Origin of the sequence: Paraburkholderia sp. MM5482-R2 (assembly GCF_050436125.1) — a bacterium.
Lineage (GTDB): Bacteria > Pseudomonadota > Gammaproteobacteria > Burkholderiales > Burkholderiaceae > Paraburkholderia > Paraburkholderia tuberum.
Genome location: NZ_JBNDLP010000003.1, coordinates 2,560,751 through 2,579,544, shown reverse-complemented (window position 1 = coordinate 2,579,544; position 18,794 = coordinate 2,560,751). Strand labels below are relative to the sequence as shown.

The window sequence follows — 18,794 nt, the reverse complement described above, 5'->3', positions numbered from 1 at the left end:
CGTGCCAGTGCGGCGTGAGCTTGCGTCAGTGACGAAAGGGGCGCAAGAAGTGCGCCCGGCGACGGGACGCCATGCATCCGGCCAAACGGGACGCGCTGGAACATCATCGTCGGCGCCCGAAATTGATGCCGACCAACACGGCCAGCAGCATCAGAAAACCGCCGAACAGCAGCGCGGCATTGACGAGCACCTGGCGCAGCCCGAGCGTTTCGACGTCGATGAACGGATACGGATAAAAATCCGACAGGCTGCCGCGCCAGAACGTGATGCCGAGATAGGCGAGCGGATAGACGAGCCACAGCGAAGCGTGGCGCAACCGCAGATGGAAACGCGGCACGAACAGCACCCAATAGAGCGCGGCGAGCATCGGCAGCACGCTGTGCAGCGACTCGTTGAGCAGGCGCCGGTAGGGCGACAGCGGCCACAGTCCGCGCAACAGCAGGTTGTACGCGAGGCCGACGAACACGATGTACGCGACCACCGCGGTCACGACCGTGGGCTGCCGGAAAAAGCGCACGAGCGGCGAGCGGTGCTTCCACAGCACGATGCAGGTGAAGCAGAGCGCACTGGCGAGCACCGTCAGATTGGTCAGGTAGCTGCTCATGCGCGCGAGCGCGTCGAACACGGTGAGCCCGCGCGCGAGCGAGCGATCGATCGTCAGGTCGGCTTGCGCGAGGATCGCCATCCACGCGATCAGCGCAATGACCGCCGCCAACGTCAGCGACGACACACTGGGCGTATGCAGCGGCAGCTCGGGCTCGCGCTGCGGAGCGAGGGTAGGGCGCATGCGCTCGATTCTACGCGCGGTGCGCGCGCGGCTGCATGGGCTTTCGCGCCCACGCGCGCCGGCGTTGGCAAAATACTACGGCGTACTACGCGAGGGACTGGCTGGCTGTAAAGCGGGTTGCAACGCGGGTTGCAAGCTCGCCGCCACGGCTGCAAGCGCCGCGCTCACAGGCGGCGATTCATTGTGTGTTTCGACCCGTTATGATCGCGGCTGCAGCCCTCGATGTTAACGACGCCGCGCGCGGCAAGCAGTCTCTGTCAGCGCCGGTTCAAGACTCGCCAAACGGAGAGAAAGCATGAAAGCCAGCACCATTGCCGAACGGGAAGCGCGCGGCCGCGCCGCGCGCGAGCATTCGAAACGCTCGAGTCACCGGGCGGTCGGCGAGTTGCACCGCGATCCGATCGAGCTGCTGAAACAGAGCAGCGCGGAGCGCGTCGAGAATCTGGTGCCGCTGCGCTATGGGCGCATGGCTGCCTCGCCGTTCTCGTTCTTTCGAGGCAGCGCGATTCTGCAGGCGCACGATCTGAGCAAGGTGCACGACACCGGCCTCACCATGCCGATCTGCGGCGACGGCCATCTGATGAATTTCGGCGGCTTCGCCACGCCCGAGCGGCAACTGGTCTTCGACCTGAGCGACTTCGATGAAGTCTCGATCGGCCCGTTCGAATGGGACCTGAAACGCCTGTGCGCGAGCCTCGTCATGGCCGCGCGCCAGATGCGCCTGAGCCGCGGCACCGCCGAGAGTCTGGTGATGACGGCGGTCGGCTCGTATCGCGATCGCGTCGCGCAATACGCGCAGTTCGGCGCGCTCGACTTGTGGTACGACCGCATCACGTTCGACCGCATGGCCGAGATCGCACTGACGCCCGAGCGCCGGCGCGCGGTGCGGCGCGGCATGGAGAAGGCCGCGAGCCGCACGCATGAAAGCCTGCTCGAAAAAATGGCCTCGTTCGACGGCAATCGCTGGACCATCCACGATGCGCCGCCCGCGCTGTTTCACGTGCACGGTGCGAACACGTTGTTGACGGCCGAGGAAACCGAAACCTACCGGACCGGCAACGTCGACAAGATGGTCGAGCAAGTGTGGGACGAGTACCGCAAGACGATGTCGCACGATCGGCGCGAACTGCTGGATCAGTTCACGAGGCACGACGTCGTGTTCAAGGCGGTCGGCGTCGGCAGCGTCGGCACGCGTTGTCTGGTCGTGCTGCTCGTCGATCACATGGGCAAGCCGTTGTTCCTGCAATTGAAGGAGGCGCGGCCGTCGGTCATCGCGCAGTTCTACAAGTCGCCGGCGGTCACGCATCAGGGCGAGCGCGTCGTGCAAGGACAGCGGCTGCTGCAGGCCGCGAGCGACGTCTTCCTCGGCTGGGGGACCGGGCCGCTCGGGCGGCATTTCTATTTCCGCCAGCTGCGCGACATGAAGCTGTCCGCGAATATCGAGCTGTTCGACAGCGATCTGCTCGACGGCTATGCGCGGCTATGTGGCTGGATCATGGCGCGCGCGCATGCGAAGGCGAGCGGCCAGGCGATCGAGATCAGCGCGTACATCGGCCGCGGCGATCAGTTCGGCGAAGCGCTGAGCGGCTACGCGAGCGCCTACGCGGATCAGGTCGAGCGCGACTACGACGTGTTCATCAAAGCGTGCCGCGACGGCAAGCTCGAAGCGCGCACCGACGAGGACATGGCGGCGGATTTCCGTGTGTAGCGCTGCGTGCGCGTGGTGTCACTTCACGCGCACCGTCACGCATCGGCGCGCGCTTCGTGCAGCGTGACGAAACGCAGATGGCGCTCGCGTGCCGCTTCGATCACGCTCGGCAGCACCGCGAGAATCAGCGGCTGGCCTTCGATCGTCAGCGCGGCGTTGCCATCGTGCAGCAACAGGATGTCGCGCGCGGCGAGACCATCGAGCAGCCGCCGCGCAACCACGTGAGGGTCACGCTCGCGCGTATCGTAGCCGCGCCGTGTCCAGGCCGCGAGACGCAGATCGAGCTTGCGCAGCACCGGCTCCAGGAAGAGGTTGCGCAGGCCGGCGGGCGCGCGGAAAAACATCGGCCGCGCGCCGCTGACGGTTTCGAGCGTGCGTTGCGCGGCGGCGATCTCGCGCGTCAACGCGCGCGGAAACGTGACCGAAAACGTATGCACGTGCACCTGCGAGTGATTTTCGAGCCCATGCCCACGCGCGACGATCTCGCGCGCGAGTTGCGGATAACGCTCCACCTTCGCGCCGATGCAGAAGAACGTCGCGCGCACGTCGAACGCGTCGAGCAGATCGAGCACTTGCGGCGTGACGACGGGATCGGGACCGTCGTCGATGGTCAGCGCGATTGCATCCGCGTTGCGCGGGTTCGCGGGCAGGCGGGTCCAGTTGGGCCCGAGCAGGGTGGTGCGCGGCAATAGTCCGGCGATCGTGAACAGCGCGTGGTTCGCGACGATCGCGGCGAGCCACCATGGCCATGCGGCCGGTGCGACAGCCACGCCGATCAGCACGATCACGTGCCAGCCGATCGTGCCGTTCAGCAGTGCGGAGTTGCGGCTACGCGGCCAACGGCGCGGCGGGTTCGGGCATTCATTCATCGAACGTGCTTCCAGTACGCCTTCCTCCGTCCCGGGAAGGCCGTGAATCTTGCGCGATGCGCAGCCGCGAACGATACCACTGTTGCGCTCGTCGACGTGCCGTTCGGCGGCCACGTATCCGGTGAAAGCGCGCTGAAAGACGTCGCGCGGTTTGCGATCGCCGATTCGCTGTTGTATGGTGCGGGGCGAAAAGAGTCGCGCATGTCGATGGCGATCGGACCGATTGCCGCAACAAGCTCGCGTCGCTACCCAACACAACAGGAGATGCGTGATGTCGGAAACAGGAAACGGAAAAGTGGCGCTGGTGACGGGCGCGGGCAGCGGCATCGGCCGCGCGTGCGCACTGACGCTCGCGCAGCACGGCTATAGCGTGGTGCTCGCCGGCCGCCGCCAGGCCGCGCTCGATGCGGTCGCGCAGGAAGCGCGGGCGCTGCGCGGCGACGCGCTCGCGGTTGCCTGCGACGTGACCGACGCCGACAGCGTCGCCGCGCTTTTCGACACGATCCGCGCGCGCTTCGGCTTGCTCGACCTGCTGTTCAACAACGCGGGACGCAACGGCTCGCCCGTCGATCTCGACGAAGTGAGCATCGACGAATGGCGTTCCATCGTCGATACCAATCTGAACGGCGTGTTCCTGTGCACGCGCGCGGCGTTCGGCCTGATGAAGACGCAGAACCCGCGCGGTGGCCGCATCATCAACAACGGCTCGATCTCCGCGCATGCGCCGCGTCCGAACAGCGCCGCGTACACGGCGACCAAGCACGCGATTACCGGACTCACGAAGGCGGTGTCGCTCGACGGCCGCAAATACGACATCGTGTGCGGGCAGATCGACATCGGCAACGCGGGGACCGAGATGGCCGCGCGAATGGCGCGCGGCGTGCCGCAAGCGAACGGCGAGATCGCGGTCGAGCCGCTGATGGACGTGCAGCACGTCGCCGACGCGGTGCTGCACATGGCGAGCCTGCCGCTGTCGGCGAACGTGCAGTTCATGACGATCATGGCGAGCAAGATGCCGTTCGTCGGGCGCGGCTGAGCGGCGCGCAGCACCGGCTCACAACGCCGGGGCGGGGAGCGGGGCGCGCGCGTTCAACTTATACTGGGCTCTCCGCCGTCTTTCCACGCAAAGCAAGCCGCCGTGCCCCGCGCCACACCCAGCGACGACCCGCCGCCACAGCCGCCCGTGCGGCCCGATCTCGACGACTGCTGTCATAGCGGCTGCACGCAGTGTGTATTCGATCTCTACGATGAAGCGCTGGAGCGCTACGAGCTCGCGCTGGCTGCGTGGCACAAGCGGCAGGCGCAGAAAGCGCGGCCAGCGCGGCGACCGGACACGCAGGGCGCGAAGTCGAAATCGCAAGCCGACGCGCGTCGCTCGACACCCACGCGCGGCAAACCGAGCCCTCGCCGCTGATTCGCGCACGAATTCGCGCACGATCGTCCACCGTCCCCGTTATGACCGACCTTCAGCTCACGCCGACCGAATCTCTCACCGATCCGCACACGCTCGACGATCTGCATCGCTTCGTGCAGCGTCATCCGCGCCTGTTCGTGCTGACCGGCGCGGGCATCAGCACTGACTCCGGCATCCCCGGCTACCGGGACGACAACGGCGCATGGAAGCGCTCGCCGCCGATCACGCTGCAGGAGTTCCTTGGCACGCCGGCGATGCGTCAGCGCTACTGGGCGCGCAGCATGGTCGGCTGGCCGCTCGTCGCGCGCGCGCAGCCGAATGCCGCGCATGTCGCGCTCGCGCGGCTCGAAGCGGCCGGTCACGTGCCGACGCTGGTCACGCAGAACGTCGACGGCTTGCATCAGCGCGCGGGCAGCCGCGACGTGATCGAGCTGCATGGCGGCATCGACGGCGTCAGTTGTCTCGACTGCGGCATGCAGCACTCGCGCGCGGCGATCCAGCAGACGCTCGAAGCCGACAACCCCGCTCTGCTCGACGTCACGGCCGAAGCCGCCGCCGATGGCGACGCGCACCTCGAGTGGCACGATCTCGGCGGTTTTCGCGTGCCGGCATGCGCGAACTGCGGCGGGTTGCTGAAGCCGTCGGTGGTGTTCTTCGGCGAGAACGTGCCGCAGGCGCGCGTCGAAGCGGCGTCGCATGCGCTCGATGCGGCCGACGCCGTGCTCGTGGCCGGCTCGTCGCTGATGGTGTATTCCGGCTACCGCTTCTGCGTGTGGGCGCAGCGCCAGGGCAAGCCGATCGCGGCGATCAACCTCGGCCGCACGCGCGCCGATCCGCTGCTGTCGCTGAAGGTGGCCGCGCCGTGCGGCGATACCTTGAGCGCGCTCGCCGGTCTGCTGGCTGGCGATTGAGAATGAATGGATCCCGTGGATCACCGTCAAAACCTGAGGAACACCAGAGCCGACCATGACCGACTCCCGGCAACATTCGCCATCCGCCGAACGCAATCGCGAACCGATCCTCGCCGTGCTGCGCGAGGCGCTGCCGGCGAGCGGCCGCGTGCTCGAAATCGCGAGCGGCACCGGTGAGCACGCGATCTGCTTCGCCGGCGCGCTGCCCGGTCTCGACTGGCAGCCGAGCGATGCCGATGCGCAGGCGCGCGAGTCGATTGCGGCGTGGACCGCGCACGCGGGGCTCGCGAACCTGCGCGCGCCGCTCGCGCTCGACGTGCATCAGCCGGACTGGGGCGTCGATGCGCTCGACGCCGTCGTCTGCATCAACATGATCCACATCTCGCCGTGGAGCGCGGCGCAGGCACTTTTCGACGGCGCCGGGCGGCGCCTCGTCGACGGCGGCGTGCTCTATCTATACGGTCCTTACCGGCGCGGCGGCGCGCACACGGCGCCGAGCAACGAAGCGTTCGATCAATGGTTGAAGAGCCGCGATCCCGAATGGGGCGTGCGCGATATGGAAGCGGTCGTCGCGCTCGGCGACACGGCGGGGCTCACCTGCGAACGGGTGGTCGCGATGCCCGCGAACAACTTCAGCCTGGTGTTCACGAAGCGGGCAGGGTAGCGGGGGCACCGACGGGCCGCGCCTTCGTCCACGCCTTGCGCCAAACCTCGGTGCGATCCCAAACCGAACCCGCCGCGCAAACGCCGACGCGCGCACAATACCTGTCGTCACGCGCAAACATGAGCACGACAGGAGCACGAGCAACTGGCGGCTTGCCCCCTCCCAAGCGGCAAGCGCGCATTTCTTTTATCCTTTCACCCTCGACGCCGCGCCGCCGTTCTCATGGCGCGGCGCCACGACATTTTTTTGGACTCTGGAGAATTCAAATGGGCAAACAGGCAATCGGCGTGGTGGGGCTGGCGGTCATGGGCCGCAATCTGGCGCTCAACATCGAGAGCCGCGGCCACGCGGTGTCGGTCTACAACCGTAGCCGCGCGAAAACCGACGAACTCATCGCCGAATTTCCGGACCGCAAACTGGTGCCGGCTTTCACGCTGGAAGAGTTCGTCGACTCGCTCGAAAAGCCGCGCCGCATTCTGATGATGGTCAAGGCCGGCGAGCCGACCGACGCGACCATTGCCTCGCTCAAGCCGCTGCTCGAAAAAGGCGACATCCTGATCGACGGCGGCAACACGCCTTTCACCGACACGATCCGCCGCAACCAGGAACTCGCGAAGGCGGGTCTGCATTTCATCGGCACCGGCGTGTCGGGCGGCGAGGAGGGCGCGCTGAAAGGCCCGTCGATCATGCCGGGCGGCCCGCGCGACGCGTACGACCTCGTTGCGCCGATCCTCACCGAGATCGCCGCGAAGGCGCCGGACGGCGAGCCCTGCGTCGCGTACATGGGACCGGACGGCGCGGGCCACTTCGTGAAGATGGTGCACAACGGCATCGAGTACGGCGACATGCAGCTGATCGCCGAAAGCTACGCGGTGTTGAAGCAGGTCGTCGGATTGTCGAACGAGGAACTCGGCAAGGTCTATACCGAGTGGAACCAGGGCGAGCTCGACAGCTATCTGATCGAAATCACGTCGAAGATCTTCGGCAAGAAGGACGACGAAACCGGCAAGGACCTCGTCGACGTGATTCTCGACCGTGCCGCGCAGAAGGGCACCGGCAAGTGGACCAGCCAGAACGCGCTCGACCTCGGCGCGCCGTTGCCGCTGATCACCGAGGCGGTGTTCGCGCGCGTGCTGTCGTCGCTGAAGACGCAGCGCGTGGCCGCGAGCAAGCTGCTGGAAGGTCCGCAGGCGAGGCCGCTCGAAGGCGCAAAGGACGCGTTCATCGAATCGGTGCGTCGCGCGTTGTACTTCAGCAAGGTGATCTCGTACGCGCAGGGCTTCGCGCAGTTGCGCGCCGCGTCGGAAGAGTACAACTGGGATCTCGACTACGGAACGATCGCGAAGATTTTCCGCGCGGGCTGCATCATCCGCGCGCGCTTCCTGCAGAAGATCACCGACGCCTATTCGAAGGACAAGGCGCTCGCGAACCTGCTGCTCGACCCGTACTTCCGCGACATCGCGAAGAACTACCAGGCGGCGCTGCGCGAAGTCGTGGTGGCCGCGGTCAACGCGGGTGTGCCGGTGCCGGCATTCGCGTCGGCGATCGCGTATTTCGACGCCTACCGCTCGGAGCGTCTGCCCGCGAACCTCGTGCAAGCGCAGCGCGACTTCTTCGGCGCGCATACGTTCGAACGCATCGACAAGCCGGGCAGCTTCCACGCGCAGTGGAGCTGAGCGGTTGAAAAAACGGCCCGGCGCGCCATGGTGACAGGGCGCGCCGGGCCGTTGCTCCGTTTGGATCGGCAAGGAAACGCCGCATTATTACCAGATGTCTCGCGGGTTAAATGCGGACTTTAAAGAATGCCAAATGATTATTGCGACGGCAGCAATAGAGTTTCACTGGTTTAAGGGTTTACCCTAGATCGAGACATCTCTAGACTTGTTTTCAATCGCTGAGGGATAAGCAGAAACCCGAAGCGCACCACACAACAAGTCCTTTGGAGGTTAATCATGAAGACCCTGATTTCCGCTGTTGCTATCGCCGCCGCCCTCGTTGTTCCGGTCGCGTCGTTCGCTCAAGCGAGTCAGCCGGTGACCCGTGCTCAGGTTCGCGCTGAACTGATTCAACTCGAAAAGGCCGGCTACAAGCCGAGCGCCAGCGACGTGAACTACCCGGCCGACATCCAGGCAGCGCAAGCGCGCGTCGATGCGCAACGCGGCACGGCGATCGCGGCCAACCCCGCAGACACCAGCGGCTACGGCGCTCCGGCCGCCGGCACGTCGCAAGCTGGCCACGCTGTCATCCCGGCGAAGGCCAACCGTGACTCGGTGTACTTCGGCAACTAATCGCAGTAGAAGTCCGCAGATGTAGTGGGTAGTTGTAGTGCGCTGTAGACGCCGCTTCGTGGAACAGCGCGAACGCGGCGGGCAAGAAAAAACGCCATCCAGTTCGATCGGATGGCGTTTTGTCGTTTACGGCGCCGTGCTGCGACGTTCCCGTCAATGCAGCGTTCGCTGCCGCCGGCCGATGTCATCGAACAGCGCGCGGCTCGGCTCCAGCGCGAGCAGCCACGATTCGTCGTAGTCGCTCAGGTTGTCGAGCGCCTCGCGCAGCCGTTCGAGCGCCACCGCCGGCAGCTCGACGCTCGCCTCGACCCCGCTCGACAGTCCCGCGATGCTCGCCAGTTGCACGAGCGCATCGGCGGCCTCGGCAACTTCGGCGGCGAAGATCAGATGCGTGTTCAGCAGTTCGACGAGGCCGGCAGACGCCGCCACATCGTCGACGTTGAGTTGCACGGCCAGAAAGGTGGCTTTGTTCATGCTCGATTCCTCCCAGAATCCCAACATTGTCGTGAGCTGCTCCGCGCGGCTTGACTGAGTATAGGCGATGGTCGATCGCCTGCAATGATCGGACGGAACGACCGTGGCGGCTTGCTCGCCCAGACGCGCGGGCCACGCGACCTATAATAGGGCCAGCCGCGCGAGCGCCGACGCCGTGGGCGCACGGCGCCGCCCGCCGGGCTTGCGCGCTTGCCAATTGCTCATCGACCATGAAGATCATCCGCAGCAGAAGCTTCACCGCGTCGCGTGCCTGGGGCGCGCTCGACATCGCGAACATGAACGGCGTCACCACGCGTCTGCATTGGACCGACCAGCCGTACAAGTGGCACGTGAACGACGGCGAGGAGGTATTCGCCGTGCTCGACGGCCGCGTCGAAATGCGCTATCGCGAAGACGGCGTCGAACGCACGACAGTGCTCGAAACCGGCGACGTGTTCCATGCGTCGGTTGGCACCGAGCATGTCGCGCATCCGCTGGGCGCGGCACGCGTGCTCGTCGTCGAAAAGCAGGGCAGCGTCTGAAGAACACGGCAGTTTGACGGCGCGTGTGTGGCGGTCGCGCACGATATCCAGGCGGCAGCGGACAACCGCGACCGTGTGCAAGCGTGACGGCACGGCAATTGCTGCGGCGTCGATTGAATCGGATTGAGACACAGGTCGAGGAAAAGCAGATGACACAACAATGGCAACCGACGGCGATCCGCCTGCTGATGGCGGCGGCGCTCGGCGTGGCGATCGCCGGCTGCACGACGATGCCGTGGGAAAGCACGCCGTTCTACAGCAACGCGCCGTCGAGCACGACCAGCCTCGCGACCGTCCCGGTGCCCGCCGGCTACTATCGCGTCAATCCGGGCGATACGCTGTCCGGCATCGCTTCGGCCTATGGACGAAGGCCGCAGGAAATCGCGGCCTGGAACGGCTTGCCGGTCAACGCGGCGGTCGCGCCCGGCCAGGTGCTGCGCGTTTCACCGCCGATGGCCTCGGGCAGCGTGGTCACGCCGCCGGTCGCGGTGGCGCCGGGTGCGCCAGCCGCGCCGGGCGCGACGGCGAACGTGCCGCCGGGCGCCGTACCCGGTGCGCCGGCCCCTGCCGCCGTGCCGCAGCAGGGCGTGCTGCAATGGCCATTGCGCGGACCGATCCTGCGCGCGTTCGCGCCGGGCAAATCCAACGGCATCGTGATCGGCGGCCAACCCGGTGATCCGGTCAAGGCCGCGGCGACCGGCCGCGTGGTGTACGCGGGCACCGGCATCGAAGCCTACGGCCCGCTCATCATCATCAAGCACAACGATTCGCTGATCACCGCGTACGGCCAGAACAGCCAGCTACTCGTCAAGGAAGGCGATGCGGTGGCGCAAGGGCAGACGATCGGCGAGGTCGGTGTCGATAGCCGCGGCGTCGCGTCGATCCAGTTCGAAGTGCGCGAGAACGGCCAGCCGGTCGATCCGCTCCAGTGGTTGCCGAAGCCTGGCGGCTGAGCGTCCCCGTCGCGACTGTTGGCTCATCGCAGCCGGATCGGCGCGCTTCTCGGGGATGCGCCGATTTTCAGCGTCGTCTGAATTGAATACACTGTATGCCTCGTTTGCCGGCGCGCGCGTTCCTTCCGGAATGCACGGGCGGCCGGTTGCCGTAGGCTGTCATTCATGGACGCACAGGGACACACAATGATCGATTTGCGCAGCGATACCGTTACCCGTCCGACTCCGCCGATGCTCGCGGCGATGTCGGCGGCCGAAGTCGGCGACGACGTCTGGGGCGACGACCCCACCGTCCTGCGTCTGCAGGCCACGCTGGCCGAGCGCACCGGCAAGGAAGCGGGGCTGTTCTTCCCGAGCGGCACGCAAAGCAACCTCGCCGCGTTGATGGCGCACTGCGCGCGCGGCGACGAATACATCGTCAGCCAGCTCGCGCACACCTACAAATACGAGGGCGGCGGCGCGGCCGTGCTCGGCAGCATCCAGCCCCAACCGCTCGAAAACGCCGCCGACGGCTCGATCCCGCTCGACAAGATCGCCGCCGCGATCAAGCCGATCGACGATCACTTCGCGCGCACGCGGTTGCTCGCGCTGGAAAACACGATCGGCGGCAAGGTGCTGCCGGCGCAGTACGTCGCCGATGCGACGCGGCTCGCGCGCGAGCGCGGCCTCGCCACCCACCTCGACGGCGCGCGCGTGTTCAACGCGGCGGTCGCGGCGGGCAAGCCGGTCGCGGCGCTGGCCGAGCCGTTCGATTCGGTGTCGATCTGTTTTTCGAAGGGACTGGGCGCGCCGGTCGGCTCGGTGCTGGTCGGCAGCCGCGCGCTGATCGACGTCGCGCATCGCTGGCGCAAGGTGCTCGGCGGCGGCATGCGCCAGGCTGGCGTGCTCGCGGCGGCGTGCCTGTACGCGCTCGATCACAACGTCGAGCGGCTCGCCGACGACCACGCAAATGCCGCGCATCTGGCGGCGGGGCTGGAGACGATCGAGCAGGTGAAGGTGCAGTCGGTCGCGACGAACATGGTGTTCGCGCAGTTTCCGCAGCAGCATTGCGCGCCGCTCGAGGCGTGGCTCAAGGAGCGCGGCATCCTCACGCAGATGCTGTATGCGTCGCGCTTCGTCACGCACATGGATGTGTCGCGCGACGATATCGACACGTTCGTTGCCGCGGTGAAGGCGTATTTCGCGGCACGTTGATCGCGCCGCATGGGTCGGAAGCGAGGCGGCTCGCGTGGTTGCCGCCTCGTCTTCCCGCACTGGCTCCAACTCGCGCGCGCTCGTTCGAGACGCGCTTCATTCAGGCTTCATCCCCGCCTCACGCGCCGTCCGGCGCATATCTCACTTGACCGCCGCCTTCGCCTGCACGCCCGCGCGATGCGACGGCGCGAGCAGCCGCAAGCCGCTCGCCAGGCTCGCCGCGCCGGCGAAGAACGCGCCGAGGCCGAGCGCGAGCGTCGGCCCATGCTGGCGGCCGGCAATGCCGAAGCACAGCGCGACCAGCGCCGCGCCGGTCGCCTGTCCGAGCAGCCGCGCGGTCGCCACGATGCCGCTCGCGCCGCCGCTGCGCTCCGGCGGCGCGCTCGCCATCAGCGCCTTCAGGTTCGGCGACTGGAAAAAGCCGAAACCCGCGCCGCAGATCGCCATACGGATGCCGATGTCGAGCACGTGCGGATGGGCGGGCAGCATCGCCAGCGAGGCCATCCCCGCCGACAGCACCGCGAGCCCGATCGCGCCGAGCAGCCCCGGCGGGTAGCGGTCCGACAGGCCGCCCGCGAGCGGCGCGGCGAGCGCGACCACGACGGGCCACGGCGTCATCAGGAAGCCGGTTTCGACCTGGCTGCGCAGCAGCACGTCCTCGAAATAGAACGGCAGCGACACGAACGCGAGGCCCTGCGCGGCGAACGAGCACACGGCCGTCACCGCCGACAGCGCGAACACCGGCCGCTTGAACAGATCGACAGGCAGCATGGGCGCGGGGTGGCCGGCCTCGCGGCGGATCAGCAGCAGCCCGAACACGCCGGCGAGCGCCGCGGCGCTGAGCACGATCTGCAGCGACGCGCGTTGCGCCGCCTCGCCGAGCGCGAAGATCAGCGCGGCGAACGTGACCACGTTGAGCAGCGCCGCCACCGGATCGAGCGGGTGCCGGCTCTGCGCGGTATGCGGCAGCGCCGGCATCGCGAAACTCAGCGCGAGTACACCGAGCGGCACGTTGACCGCGAACAGCCACGGCCAGGTCGCGACCGACAGAATCAACGACGCCACCGTCGGCCCGACCGCGAACGACACGCCGACGATCAGCGCATTGGTGCCAAGCCCGCGACCGAGCCGATGCGGCGGGTACAGATAGCGGATCAGCGCGGTGTTGACGCTCATGATCGCGCTGGCGCCCAAGCCCTGCACGATGCGCGCGGCGGCGAGCAGCGGCAGCGTCGGCGCCATCGCACAGCCGAGCGAGCTCAGCGTGAACAGCGCGATGCCGCCGATATAGATGCGCCGATGTCCGACGATGTCGCCGAGCGCGGCGAGCGGCAGCAGCGTCGCGACCATCGCGAGCTGATATGCGTTGATGATCCAGACCGAGGCGGCCGGCGCCGCGTGCAGGTCGCCGGCGATCGCGGGCAGCGCGGTGTTGGCGATCGCGGTATCGAGCGTGGCGAGCGCGACGGCGAGCATGATCGCGGCCATCGCGCGGCGGTTGGCGGCCGACATCGGGCCGTCGGCGGGGAGAGTCGGCGTGGGGACGCCGACGGCGGGGCTGAGCTTATCGGACAAGGTGTGGCTCGCGGGGTTGGGCATGCCGGTGTCGGTCGCTTCCGGAGAGGCGACGCGCTCGGGCGGCGGTTTCGTCGTGGGTGAGGCGCGCGCTGTCGGTCCACGGCGGATCAGCGTGGCGGCTTGTGCGGCGCAACGTCGCGATTGTTGCAGAGACGGCACGATCGTGCAGGGAGGCGGGCAGGAACCGGGAGGCGGCTAGAAGATGAGGCGCTTTGATCTCAATGAAACGCAACTAACCGCCAATCCCGCCCGCCATCTCCAAATCGGTACACGCCCCGTGTCAAATCCAACACGCATACGACAGAACCGCCCGGCAGAACGGGCCGCCCAATTCGATCACAAAATCAGGCTATTCGGAGCTTCATCCGCTCGTCACGCATCGGAAAAATAATCGATGCGCGGCTCGCAGATGCTTCGGGCGTATGCCTTCCCAACCCCGCTTTCGTCACCCGACTCACGCGCGCCGATGCCCACCCCGAGTGCCGCTGCCACGCGGTTTTGCACCGCGTCCGGGCGCCCGCCGCGGCTCGGTCGCGCGGCAGCGGGCGAGCTCGCCGGGCACGCCGTATGCGTTACCGTCCGCTCGCGCGCCAGTGTGCGCGATCCCTAAAATGTCCTACTCTATTTTTTTAAACCGCTCCGACAGGCACGCGCCTCCCGTCCGTCTCTCGTGCGGTTCGCGTTTGCCACGTCGACCTTCCCGGAGGCTTCGATGACAGCCGTCGATCTGGAATTCGACCAGCTCAACAGTACCGTCGACGCGCTACGGCGCTCAATTTCGAATCGCATGATGTACGGCGTCGGCAAGGACGCCGTCACCGCTCACCCGCACGACTGGCTGCACGCGGCCGCGCTGGCCGTGCGCGACCGGCTCGTCGCGCGCTGGATGAAGACCACGCGCCTGCAATACGAGCAGGACGTGAAGCGGGTCTACTACCTGTCGATGGAGTTTCTGATCGGCAGGACCTTTACCAACGCGCTACTCGCGCTCGGCATTCACGATCAGATGAAGGAGGCGCTCGCGAGCCTCGGCGTCGACATGGACGCGCTGATCGATCTCGAACCCGACGCAGCGCTCGGCAACGGCGGCCTCGGCCGGCTTGCGGCGTGCTTTCTCGACTCGATGGCGACGCTCGGCATTCCGGGCTTCGGCTACGGCATCCGTTACCAGTACGGCATGTTCCGTCAGGAAATCGTCAACGGCGAGCAGGTCGAGGCGCCCGACTATTGGCTGCGCGCCGGCAACCCATGGGAATTTCCGCGACCCGAAATCAAGTACATGGTGCATTTCGGCGGCCGCACCGTGCAGCGTGGCGACAAGACCGAATGGATCGACACCGAGCATGTGAACGCGACCGCCTACGACACCGTGATCCCCGGCTACGCGACCGACGCGACCAACACGCTGCGCCTATGGTCCGCGCGCGCGACCGAGGAACTCGACCTCGGCGCATTCAATCGTGGCGACTACCGCAATGCGGTCGACACCAAGAACATGTCGGAGAACGTGTCGCGGCTGCTCTATCCGGACGATTCGACGCCGGCGGGCCGCGAGTTGCGGCTGCGCCAGGAGTACTTCTTCGTGTCGGCGACGATGCAGGATCTGATCCGCCGCTATCAGCGCACGCACAGCACGTTCGGACGCTTCTCGGAGAAGGTCGCGGTGCATCTGAACGACACGCACCCGGTGCTCGCGATTCCCGAGCTGATGCGCCTGCTCGTCGACGAGCATCATGTGCCGTGGGACAAGGCGTGGAAACACTTGACGCAGATCTTCTCGTACACGAATCACACGCTGATGCCCGAGGCGCTCGAAACCTGGGATGTCGAAATGTTGTCACGCCTGCTGCCGCGGCATCTCGAGATCATCTTCGAAATCAACGCACAGTTTCTGAAGCACGTCAGCGAGCACTCAGGCCACGACGCCGAGATGATCCGCCGCATTTCGCTCGTCGATGAATATGGGCAGCGGCGCGTGCGCATGGCGTATCTGGCGATCGTAGCGAGTCACAAGGTGAACGGCGTGTCGAAGCTGCATTCGCAGCTGATGACGCGCGACATCTTCGCCGACTTCGCGCGCATCTATCCGGACCGCTTCACCAACGTGACCAACGGCATCACGCCGCGCCGCTGGCTCGCGCAGGCGAGTCCGTCGCTGTCGTCGCTGATCGACGCGCGCATCGGCACACACTGGCGCAGCAATCTGTTCGAGCTCGAGCAGTTGCGTAATCTGCGCAAGGACGACGAGTTCGTCGAAGCGTTCCGCGAGGCCAAACGACAGAGCAAGCTGCGGCTCGTGCACCGGCTCGCGCATCACACGAAGCTGCACTTCGATCCGGACGCGCTGTTCGATCTGCAGGTCAAGCGCATTCACGAATACAAGCGCCAGTTGCTGAACTTGCTGCACGTGATCGTACGCTACAACGAGATTCGCGCGAATCCGGAGCGCGACTGGGTGCCGCGCGTCGTGCTGTTCGCGGGCAAAGCCGCGTCCGCGTACCGGATGGCCAAGACGATCATCAAGCTGATCGGCGACGTCAGCGAGAAGGTCAATCATGATCCGCTGATCGGCGACAGGCTGAAGGTCGTGTTCGTGCCGAACTACGGCGTCAGCGTGGCCGAGCTGATCATTCCGGCGGCCGATCTGTCGGAGCAGATCTCGATGGCCGGCACCGAGGCGTCGGGCACCGGCAACATGAAGCTCGCGCTCAATGGCGCATTGACGATCGGCACGATGGACGGCGCGAACATCGAGATCTGCGACGCGGTGGGGCGCGAGAACATCTTCATCTTCGGTCACTCTGCCGACGAGGTGGACGACCTGCGCGCAAGCGGCTATCGGCCGCGGCGGATTTACGAGGAAAACGAAGCACTGCGCGCCGCGCTCGATCAGATTCGCACGGGCTACTTTTCGCCGGACGATCCGCTGCGCTTCTCGGATATCTTTCACACGCTGGTCGACTGGGGCGATCACTATATGGTGCTCGCCGATTTCGACGCGTTCGCGAAGGCGCAGAACGAAGTGGATGCGCGTTTCGTCGACAAGCACGCGTGGGCCGAAAGCGCGATCGAGAACGTCGCGGGGATGGGGCAGTTCTCGTCGGATCGAACGATCGGCGAGTATGCGCGCAATATCTGGCGCGTGAGTCCGCTCAGTCTCGACTGAGCGCGAGATGACGGCAACGTAGTCGTTGCTTGCGGGCAAGCAGATCGAAAGCCGTGCGAGGCTGGTGCTGATCCGTCGCGCACGGCTTCGTCATGTTCGATCGTCGCCCCGCGTCAAGCCTTCGGCGCGGCAGCCGCGGCCTTCGCCCGATGCACTGCCTCGCCGACGCGTTCGACGAACTCGCGATCCGTACTCATCAGCGCTTCGCGCTCGCCGTCGGCCGTCTTGACCATCAGCCGATGCGTGATGTCCTGGGTCACCCAGGTAAGCCAACCGACCACGATCAGCATCACCCCGCATACGAGTCCCGACGCCGAGTGCAGCACGCCCCCGACGATTGCGCCGATCAGCCCGGCCACCGAGATCACGAGCGGCACGACCTTGTTCTTCTGCACGGTCACGACCTGCACGTCGACGATATCGCGCAGCGGGAAGACCTGACCTGCGGATGAGAGGGCGTTGCGCGTGACCGACACGCCGCGATCGTTGAAAGGGCTTTCCATCGTTTCAATGCGAGGGTGGTGAAGCGCGCAGCGTAGCAGACTTCCTTCAAATTCCTAAAGTTACGGACTTTTCTATCCCCTCTCAGGCCCGTGTTGCAAGGGAGGGCGAATCCAATGACTAAAAAAACAGTTGAGGGATTTTGACTAAAATATGGCGGCGCGAGTCAAAGAGTGGTTGCGGCAGCCTTTGTGGCACATCCGTTAGATTCTGGCGCTCAGCTGGAAACTGAAAAACGTATCGGTTGCTGAGTGTGCGTAAAATTTCAGTAATGGACGATCGAGCAATGGGCTCTGAGCTTACGCACGATTCCCCGGAAAGCCGCGCCAGATGAGATTATGCAAAAGTGCCAGGACTCACCCGCAAACAGTCACCCGAGAAAGCTCGAACGGCAGCTTTGTAGCACTGCATACTGGCGTCCACTCCTAGCCTAACGGTGTCCGTACTGTACGGCCCGTACAGTGGTCCAAATCTCGGTTTGTGTCGCCGTCTCGAACACCCTGTCGATCTCGATGCTGAGATATTGAATCTCAATATCCAACTTGACACGATTGAGTAGCAACGACATCTTGCTCGCTGGCGTCAATCGCATTCAGCAAGGACGCCATGCCGCGCGAATGGTAAGTTGGTGCCTATTTCCGCACGAGGATGACGTCGTACACTTTGCCGCCGTCGTCTACGCATATGCCGCCACCACTGGCTCCCTGGCCGCGAAGGTCGCATCGCAGCCCGTGACCGTCGCTGGACGAGAGCAGCGCCTTGACGAACTTGTCGCCAATCGAATAACTGTTTCCGAATGCCGTCGCAGTGCCGCCGTGGCTATTGAACCCGTAAGCCGACGCGAACCCAAACGTGTCGTTCGATCCAACGCGCCCATAACCCGGACCGCGTATGACCAAAGCTACCAGGCAACAGCCTTCTTCCCGCCCCCCTCCGCCCGTAGATGCGCTTCAGTATGAACGTCTCGCGCTGGCTGCCTTCCATCTTTGTGAACGGCAGGGACAGCAACTTCAACATCTGATTACGCTTGCGACTTCATTGTTCAGGAATCCTTTAACGCCTGAGGAAAGACACGACCGGCGGAATCTGCTTGAGGTCATGATCCATATCGGCGAGGACTACAGGCGCATGAACAATTGCGATCATGAACTGTTCACGGTTCTGGCGCTCGACGCCAAGGGTATTCCGAACCGTCGTCTTACTCCCCGCGATGCGGCGGACCTGCTGGCCGATGCGGCGCAAAGCGTTCAGGACAGACTTGCGACTCCTGGCACGACCACGACGAAACACTAACCGGCCCTGTCAGCAATCGAACGAAGGCGGCTTGATGCCGTCTTTTTCAATTGCACGGCGAGAAGCAGACGTTTATTTGTTTTGCATATTGTGTCTGCATATGTTGTCACGCGCGTCCATCAGATAAATCATGTGCCTCCCGACCCGACCCGACCCGAACGAAACGCGCGGGGAGATGCTGGCCATGATTGAGCGCATCGCCGAACTTCTGGAGGCGCGCGCTCGCGGCGACGCCACGCTTCTCTCTACCACACTGCGCTATCACGAGCAGCAGGGCTGACCGTTTCCCGCGCGCGATCGACTCGCATGCGTCGTTCGCCATTAGGTGTTGCTGCACCCGTTTATCACGCATTTCCATCTCGAAAAAGCAAAGGATTCCGATTTAACGATCATTCACAAAATCGTTGGCAATTTCGCACAGGGTGAGTGGAGTGATTGACGGGCAGCGGGTA

17 protein-coding genes are annotated in these 18,794 nt (G+C 65.4%); 12 read left to right on the top strand and 5 right to left on the bottom strand.

What is annotated here, in order from left to right:
• Positions 1 to 103: 103 nt before the first annotated feature.
• Positions 104 to 787 carry a Pr6Pr family membrane protein gene (locus tag OKW37_RS33805; protein WP_429403527.1) on the bottom strand — a complete coding sequence of 228 codons (684 nt, stop codon included), beginning with the start codon at positions 785 to 787 and terminating at the stop codon, positions 104 to 106.
• A 295-nt stretch (positions 788 to 1,082) separates the two neighbouring features.
• Here OKW37_RS33805 and OKW37_RS33800 point away from each other — a divergent pair, with 295 nt between their 5' ends.
• Positions 1,083 to 2,495 carry a DUF2252 domain-containing protein gene (locus tag OKW37_RS33800; RefSeq protein ID WP_429403526.1) on the top strand — a complete coding sequence of 471 codons (1,413 nt, stop codon included), beginning with the start codon at positions 1,083 to 1,085 and terminating at the stop codon, positions 2,493 to 2,495.
• 35 nt (positions 2,496 to 2,530) lie between these two features.
• Here the strand turns inward: OKW37_RS33800 and OKW37_RS33795 are convergent, their stop codons facing one another.
• On the bottom strand, positions 2,531 to 3,364 hold the full coding sequence (locus OKW37_RS33795; RefSeq protein WP_429493534.1) for a polysaccharide deacetylase family protein: 834 nt from the start codon (positions 3,362 to 3,364) through the stop codon (positions 2,531 to 2,533).
• A 271-nt stretch (positions 3,365 to 3,635) separates the two neighbouring features.
• Here OKW37_RS33795 and OKW37_RS33790 point away from each other — a divergent pair, with 271 nt between their 5' ends.
• The 6 genes from OKW37_RS33790 to OKW37_RS33765 all read left to right on the top strand — a co-directional run bounded on the left by OKW37_RS33790 (position 3,636) and on the right by OKW37_RS33765 (position 8,641).
• Positions 3,636 to 4,400, top strand: coding sequence for an SDR family oxidoreductase (locus OKW37_RS33790; RefSeq protein WP_429403525.1), 765 nt, complete (start codon positions 3,636 to 3,638; stop codon positions 4,398 to 4,400).
• A gap of 102 nt (positions 4,401 to 4,502) precedes the next feature.
• Positions 4,503 to 4,778 (top strand): oxidoreductase-like domain-containing protein, encoded by a 276-nt coding sequence (locus tag OKW37_RS33785; protein ID WP_429403524.1) that lies wholly within the window; start codon positions 4,503 to 4,505, stop codon positions 4,776 to 4,778.
• 41 nt (positions 4,779 to 4,819) lie between these two features.
• Entirely contained in the window at positions 4,820 to 5,689 is an 870-nt protein-coding gene (locus tag OKW37_RS33780; protein WP_429403523.1) for an NAD-dependent protein deacetylase, read from the top strand.
• 55 nt (positions 5,690 to 5,744) lie between these two features.
• Positions 5,745 to 6,353: a DUF938 domain-containing protein gene (locus tag OKW37_RS33775; protein WP_184060537.1), complete on the top strand. Its 609-nt coding sequence runs from the start codon at positions 5,745 to 5,747 to the stop codon at positions 6,351 to 6,353.
• Between the two features lie 266 nt (positions 6,354 to 6,619).
• Entirely contained in the window at positions 6,620 to 8,029 is a 1,410-nt protein-coding gene (gndA, locus tag OKW37_RS33770) for an NADP-dependent phosphogluconate dehydrogenase (protein ID WP_429403522.1), read from the top strand.
• Positions 8,030 to 8,305: 276 nt separating this feature from the next.
• The gene (locus OKW37_RS33765; protein ID WP_429403521.1) at positions 8,306 to 8,641 is read left to right on the top strand and encodes a DUF4148 domain-containing protein; all 336 of its coding nucleotides are present in this window, start codon (positions 8,306 to 8,308) and stop codon (positions 8,639 to 8,641) included.
• A 153-nt stretch (positions 8,642 to 8,794) separates the two neighbouring features.
• On the opposite strand, the gene OKW37_RS33760 is transcribed toward OKW37_RS33765, so the two are convergent.
• Positions 8,795 to 9,115: a hypothetical protein gene (locus OKW37_RS33760; RefSeq protein ID WP_184060543.1), complete on the bottom strand. Its 321-nt coding sequence runs from the start codon at positions 9,113 to 9,115 to the stop codon at positions 8,795 to 8,797.
• A 230-nt stretch (positions 9,116 to 9,345) separates the two neighbouring features.
• Between OKW37_RS33760 and OKW37_RS33755 the strand changes: the two genes are divergently transcribed.
• The 3 genes from OKW37_RS33755 to ltaE all read left to right on the top strand — a co-directional run bounded on the left by OKW37_RS33755 (position 9,346) and on the right by ltaE (position 11,804).
• Positions 9,346 to 9,657: a cupin domain-containing protein gene (locus OKW37_RS33755; RefSeq protein WP_184037116.1), complete on the top strand. Its 312-nt coding sequence runs from the start codon at positions 9,346 to 9,348 to the stop codon at positions 9,655 to 9,657.
• Positions 9,658 to 9,806: 149 nt separating this feature from the next.
• A complete protein-coding gene (locus OKW37_RS33750) occupies positions 9,807 to 10,610 on the top strand; it encodes a peptidoglycan DD-metalloendopeptidase family protein (protein WP_184037114.1) in 804 nt (267 codons plus the stop codon).
• 186 nt (positions 10,611 to 10,796) lie between these two features.
• The gene (gene ltaE, locus OKW37_RS33745) at positions 10,797 to 11,804 is read left to right on the top strand and encodes a low-specificity L-threonine aldolase (RefSeq protein WP_429403520.1); all 1,008 of its coding nucleotides are present in this window, start codon (positions 10,797 to 10,799) and stop codon (positions 11,802 to 11,804) included.
• A gap of 141 nt (positions 11,805 to 11,945) precedes the next feature.
• On the opposite strand, the gene OKW37_RS33740 is transcribed toward ltaE, so the two are convergent.
• A complete protein-coding gene (locus OKW37_RS33740) occupies positions 11,946 to 13,316 on the bottom strand; it encodes an MFS transporter (RefSeq protein ID WP_184072591.1) in 1,371 nt (456 codons plus the stop codon).
• A 778-nt stretch (positions 13,317 to 14,094) separates the two neighbouring features.
• On the opposite strand from OKW37_RS33740, the gene OKW37_RS33735 reads away from it, so the two are divergent.
• On the top strand, positions 14,095 to 16,548 hold the full coding sequence (locus tag OKW37_RS33735; protein ID WP_429403519.1) for a glycogen/starch/alpha-glucan phosphorylase: 2,454 nt from the start codon (positions 14,095 to 14,097) through the stop codon (positions 16,546 to 16,548).
• 113 nt (positions 16,549 to 16,661) lie between these two features.
• Here OKW37_RS33735 and OKW37_RS33730 read toward each other — a convergent pair whose 3' ends face one another.
• Positions 16,662 to 17,051 carry a DUF6232 family protein gene (locus tag OKW37_RS33730; RefSeq protein ID WP_184072498.1) on the bottom strand — a complete coding sequence of 130 codons (390 nt, stop codon included), beginning with the start codon at positions 17,049 to 17,051 and terminating at the stop codon, positions 16,662 to 16,664.
• 889 nt (positions 17,052 to 17,940) lie between these two features.
• On the opposite strand from OKW37_RS33730, the gene OKW37_RS33725 reads away from it, so the two are divergent.
• On the top strand, positions 17,941 to 18,342 hold the full coding sequence (locus OKW37_RS33725) for a hypothetical protein (RefSeq protein ID WP_429403518.1): 402 nt from the start codon (positions 17,941 to 17,943) through the stop codon (positions 18,340 to 18,342).
• Positions 18,343 to 18,794: the final 452 nt, after the last annotated feature.